The organism is Streptomyces sp. SID10853 (assembly GCF_010548145.1).
Lineage (GTDB): Bacteria > Actinomycetota > Actinomycetes > Streptomycetales > Streptomycetaceae > Streptomyces.
In genome coordinates this window covers 1-4332 of the sequence record NZ_JAAGLN010000372.1, presented here as the reverse complement: position 1 = coordinate 4332, position 4332 = coordinate 1, and the positions used below count along the sequence as shown (strand labels likewise).

The following is a 4332-nucleotide window of genomic DNA, read 5'->3' as shown; positions in this document are numbered from 1 at the left end:
CCCGCCCCGCTCCGCTGCGCGTCCGGTGGCGGCGGTGGCAGGCCGCGGCGCGGAGCCACTCACGCTTCCTGCGGGCAGCGGCGCGCGAACGGCACCGGGGGCGCGGCCCGTACCGCGAACTCGTCCAGCTGCTGGCCGACACCGAGATCGACCTCGTCCTCGACACGGCCGCGGACGACGGGGCGTATGTGACGGGGCTGCGCCGGGCCGGCTACCGGGGGCGCGTGGTCTCCTTCGAGGTGCTGCCCGGACCGCGCGAACAGCTGGCGCGGCGTGCGGCGGGCGACCCCGGGTGGTCCGTACTTCCTTACGCGCTGGGTGACGGCAAGGGCCCCGACGGTGGCCACAGGCTCGACGCGCTGTGGGACGCGGTGACCGCACCGGGCGAGCGGCTTTTCGTACGGCTGCGGGCGCCCGGCCACGAGGAGCGGCTGCTCGAAGGCGCGGGGGCGTACGCACCGGACTGCGTCGGCCTGCAGACACGGGGGGAGCGGTGCGTCCCGCTGCCCGGCTACACGGCGGTGCCGCCACCGGTGCCGGGCGACGGGGTGCTGTTCCGGCAGTCGTGAACCAGCAGTGCCGGAACCAGCAGTCCTGAACCGGAAGTCCTGAACCGGAAGTCGTGAACCGGGAGTCGTGAACCAGAAGTCGTGAAGCGGGAGTCGTGGACCGGCAGCCAGGCGGACATGAAGGGGCCCCGGTGACAGCTCGCGCTGCCACCGGGGCCCCTTCAGTGCTCCACCAGGACGTCAGTGCCCGGAGGTCGGAGGAGCGGCGCTGATCAGCGGCCGTTCCCGGCGCCGTTGCCCGAGAGGATCGGCACGTTGTCCAGGAGGTGCGACAGAGCCTCGTCACCCTTGGCCTGGGTGGAGTTCTCGGTGCACTGCTGGGTCTGCGGCGACGACAGGATCGGGATGTCCTGGACGGAGACCGGGACCACGCCGACGAGGGAGCCGAGGTTGGCCTTGGCCGGCAGGGCGATGCAGGGCTTGTTGAGCGAGCCCTGGATGAGGCCGATCTGCGGGCTCATGTTGCCGTACGTGGCCGAGTTGCCGAACGCCTGCTGGGCGCCGTTGCCGCTCAGCGACGTGGTGCCGCCGTCGTGGCCGACTGCCATGGCCGGCGACGCCATCATCGCGCCCGCGCCCGCCATCGTGAGGGTGGCCGCCGCAGTGGCCATAGCCTTCTTGATCATATCGCGTCCTTCTGTTGTCACACGAGTGCCCGCTTCCGGAGCGCTCTGATCAACTGCCGGACCGGCGATTGGTTCCGGCGCTTCACTCATATGGCTTCTTGTCGCAGGCGCGCCGGAAGCGGGTTGACGGGCCCGGTGACCGGGGGGTTTGCGCGGCGGGCCGGAATTGGGCCGAACAGGTTCCGTGGGCCGCCCGGCCGTGTCGCGGCCCCCGGTCGTTCGTTGCGAATCGAGTGAGTCCTGATTCAGGGCACAACATCGAAGAGAAGGTGCAACTCCCATGAACACTGCCAAGAAGGCAGCTCTCGTCCTTGCCACCGCGGGCCTCGCCGCCGGCGGCGCCGCCGGCTCCGCGTTCGCCGACGCCGGCGCCGGGGGCGCGGCCGTGGGCTCCCCGGGTGTCATCTCCGGCAACGAGGTCCAGGTCCCGGTCCACATCCCGGTCAACGTCTGCGGCAACACCGTCAACGTCATCGGTCTGCTGAACCCGGCGTTCGGCAACACCTGCGTCAACAACTGACGCTCTGATCCTGCGGACCCGGCCGAGGCCGGGCCCGCGGACCGGACAGCAGAAGTGGCGGTACCCGCAGCTGATGCGGGTACCGCCACTTTCGCGTCGCGGTGTGCTGCCGGGAGCGGGCCGGAGAGGGCCGCCGGCTGAGCGCTGCTGTTACTGGTTGCCCAGCTGCACGCCGCCCAGCATCGGGGTGGCCTGGCGGGCGAGGCCCAGGACCTGCTCGCCCGCGTCCGCCTTGCCGGTCGCCAGGCTCGTCGCGGTGTCGGCGACCGCGGCCACCGGGACGGCAGCCCCCTGCTGAAGCGACTGCGTGGCCTGGTCGAGTCCGCCGTTGAGGCTCATAGGGGGCATGGCGGGGGGCTCGGCGGCGAACGCGGGGGTGGCCGCGGCCGCGCCCGCGCCGATCGCCATCATGGAACCGGCGACGACAGCGGCGACCTTTGAGTACTTCATGTCGAATACCTTTCTCCGGCGGCGCTGTTCACAGCTGCGACTCTCGCGCCGGGCACCGTCGGTGAAAGGTGCCGGTGCGCCGCCTGCACCGTGGCTAACGATCCCGCCGGGTGGGAGAAACCCCGGGACGGCGAACGTTTCTGCACCCCGTTCCCCAGACGGAATTCCACCGACGGAAGCGGCCCCGCCGGGTCATGCGATACCCGGCGGGGCCGCTTCAGTGACTCGCCCGTGAGGGAGAGTCCTACGTCACTTGTTGACGCAGGTGTTGCCGAGCGCCGGGTTCAGCAGCGCGATGACGTCGATGCTGTTGCCGCACAGGTTGACCGGGATGTGAATCGGAACCTGGATGACGTTGCCGGAGAGGACGCCGGGCGAGCCGATGGCCGCACCCTCCGCGCCCGAGTCGGCCATGGCGGGCGCAGCGGCGCCCAGGGCCATCATGACGCCGGCGGCGAGAACAGCAGCCTTCTTGAACTTCATGTCGATCCTTCCCGCAGTGGTGTCTCCCGCGTCCACGACCATCGCGACGCGTGTCCAGTTGCCTTTTCATGAACACCACTGCAGGACTGCTAACGACCGGTGCGCCGTGGGGAAACTCCGTACGGGGGGACCGGGCGGCAATTCGACCCGAATGCTTTCGGTGTGCCGGCCGGGACACGCGCACCCGGCGCGGACACACGCGTGGCCGCCGCAACGTCCTGTCTGCGGCGGCCACGCGGGAGCTGCGAGGGGATCAGCCCTGGTTCGCCGCACCGTTGCCCGAGAGGACCGGGATGTTGTCCAGGATGTGCGACAGGGCCTCGTCGCCCTTCGCCTGGGTGGAGTTCTCGGTGCACTGCTGGTTCTGCGGCGAGGACAGGACCGGGATGTCCTGAACGGCGACCGGGACCAGGCCGACGAGGGAGCCCACGTTGGCCTTGACCGGAACGCCGAGGCAGGGCTTGTTCAGCGAGCCCTGGACCAGGCTGAGCTGCGGGCTCTGGGCACCGTTGGTGGCCGAGTTGCCGAACGCCTGCTCGGCGCCGTTGCCGCTGGCGGAGGTGGTGCCACCGTCGTTACCGATGGCCATGGCCTGCGGGGCCAGGGTCGCACCGGCGCCGACGATCGAGGCGGTGACGGCTGCGGTGGCCAGAATCTTCTTGATCACTGTGGTCCCTTTTCTGCATTTTTGCCCGGAAGTGGAGCACCCTGATCAACTCCAGGGGCTGAGTTTGGTTCCGCCCCTTCACTCGATTGCCGTAGCGCACGAGTGCGGCGGCCCGCTGGAGTGAGCCCCCTGCGCGCGGGGTGCGCCGTGCTGCGCGGCCTCCGCCGGTGACGGCTGCGGGGCGGCGGGGGCGCCTCTCGGAGTGTGTCTCCCCCTGCCGAAAAAATTCGGCCCCCTTGGTCATGGGCCCGGCATTTCCGCACGCGTTCAACGAACGCTGTTCCCGCCGGGTACGCGCCGTCACCCGTTGGAGAGCTTTCCTGGCAAATGGCGGGCCTATTGCCCACTGTCACAAGGGGATTCAGTGCATTCGGGCCACCTGCCGTACGGCGGTATGCGCGAGTCCGTCATGATTTCCACTCGGCTTTCTGACAAAGTGCACTCCTGCTTGGTCCGGTTGGTCGCATTTGTGGAGACGGGAGAGCCAGTCATGCGGGAAACGACGGGTCTCGCTGTGCCGTACGGCTTGGGCACACAGCCCTGCATGGCGCGTTCCGCCGGTCCTCCTCGGGCGGGCCACGGCTCCGGCCCATTCGCCCCGCGGCCCGTTCTCCCCCGTGGTTGGGGCAGCCCGTACTTCCACTTCCCGGCCGAAAGCCACGGGAATTGCCCCGGTGCGCCCGCGGTGCAGACGGATTCCCGCCGCTGAGCCATCAGCTCCGCGCATCCCGGGGAAACCGATCTCCGGGCCAGGTACTAAGAGAGCCGCACACGTGCTGCCAGAAAACAATTCTCCCGGACGCCCGCTGACGGTATTTCACCTTGTGCAGCCGGTGGACGGCGGAGTCGCCCGCGTGGTCACCGACCTGGTGCGGGCGCAAATGGCCGAAGGAATCAGAGCAGTTGTGGGCTGTCCGCCCGGCGCCGGTCTGGCGTCGGTGCTCGCCGGGTCCGGGGCCGACGTCCTCCCCTGGCCGGCCGGCCGGGCGCGCGGCACCGGGCTAGATCGGAAGCGCG

Annotated in this window: 5 protein-coding genes and 2 pseudogenes; 3 read left to right on the top strand and 4 right to left on the bottom strand. The window is 70.0% G+C overall.

All coding sequences use genetic code 11. The features are described 5' to 3' along the window. Positions 1–569, top strand: a pseudogene (locus G3I19_RS34825) (hypothetical protein); the annotation flags it as partial. Positions 570–781: 212 nt separating this feature from the next. Here the strand turns inward: G3I19_RS34825 and G3I19_RS34820 are convergent. Further along, positions 782–1195 (bottom strand): rodlin, encoded by a 414-nt coding sequence (locus tag G3I19_RS34820; RefSeq protein WP_164267693.1) that lies wholly within the window; start codon positions 1193–1195, stop codon positions 782–784. Positions 1196–1475: 280 nt separating this feature from the next. On the opposite strand from G3I19_RS34820, the gene G3I19_RS34815 reads away from it, so the two are divergent. Continuing rightward, on the top strand, positions 1476–1715 hold the full coding sequence (locus G3I19_RS34815; protein ID WP_164267692.1) for a chaplin: 240 nt from the start codon (positions 1476–1478) through the stop codon (positions 1713–1715). Positions 1716–1865: 150 nt separating this feature from the next. Here the strand turns inward: G3I19_RS34815 and G3I19_RS34810 are convergent, their stop codons facing one another. The 3 genes from G3I19_RS34810 to G3I19_RS34800 all read right to left on the bottom strand — a co-directional run bounded on the left by G3I19_RS34810 (position 1866) and on the right by G3I19_RS34800 (position 3315). Beyond that, the gene (locus G3I19_RS34810) at positions 1866–2165 is read right to left on the bottom strand and encodes a hypothetical protein (protein ID WP_164267691.1); all 300 of its coding nucleotides are present in this window, start codon (positions 2163–2165) and stop codon (positions 1866–1868) included. Positions 2166–2414: 249 nt separating this feature from the next. After that, positions 2415–2648, bottom strand: coding sequence for a chaplin (locus tag G3I19_RS34805; RefSeq protein ID WP_164267690.1), 234 nt, complete (start codon positions 2646–2648; stop codon positions 2415–2417). A 253-nt stretch (positions 2649–2901) separates the two neighbouring features. After that, positions 2902–3315 (bottom strand): rodlin, encoded by a 414-nt coding sequence (locus G3I19_RS34800; RefSeq protein WP_164267689.1) that lies wholly within the window; start codon positions 3313–3315, stop codon positions 2902–2904. Positions 3316–4088: 773 nt separating this feature from the next. Between G3I19_RS34800 and G3I19_RS37865 the strand changes: the two are divergent. Further along, positions 4089–4332, top strand: a pseudogene (locus tag G3I19_RS37865) (glycosyltransferase family 1 protein); the annotation flags it as partial.

What these genes read in the sequence shown, in the direction of transcription:
- G3I19_RS34820 (WP_164267693.1), bottom strand. Translation starts at nt 1,195, where the DNA reads ATGATCAAGAAGGCTATGGCCACTGCGGCGGCCACCCTCACGATGGCG.
- G3I19_RS34815 (WP_164267692.1), top strand. Translation starts at nt 1,476, where the DNA reads ATGAACACTGCCAAGAAGGCAGCTCTCGTCCTTGCCACCGCGGGCCTC.
- G3I19_RS34810 (WP_164267691.1), bottom strand. Translation starts at nt 2,165, where the DNA reads ATGAAGTACTCAAAGGTCGCCGCTGTCGTCGCCGGTTCCATGATGGCG.
- G3I19_RS34805 (WP_164267690.1), bottom strand. Translation starts at nt 2,648, where the DNA reads ATGAAGTTCAAGAAGGCTGCTGTTCTCGCCGCCGGCGTCATGATGGCC.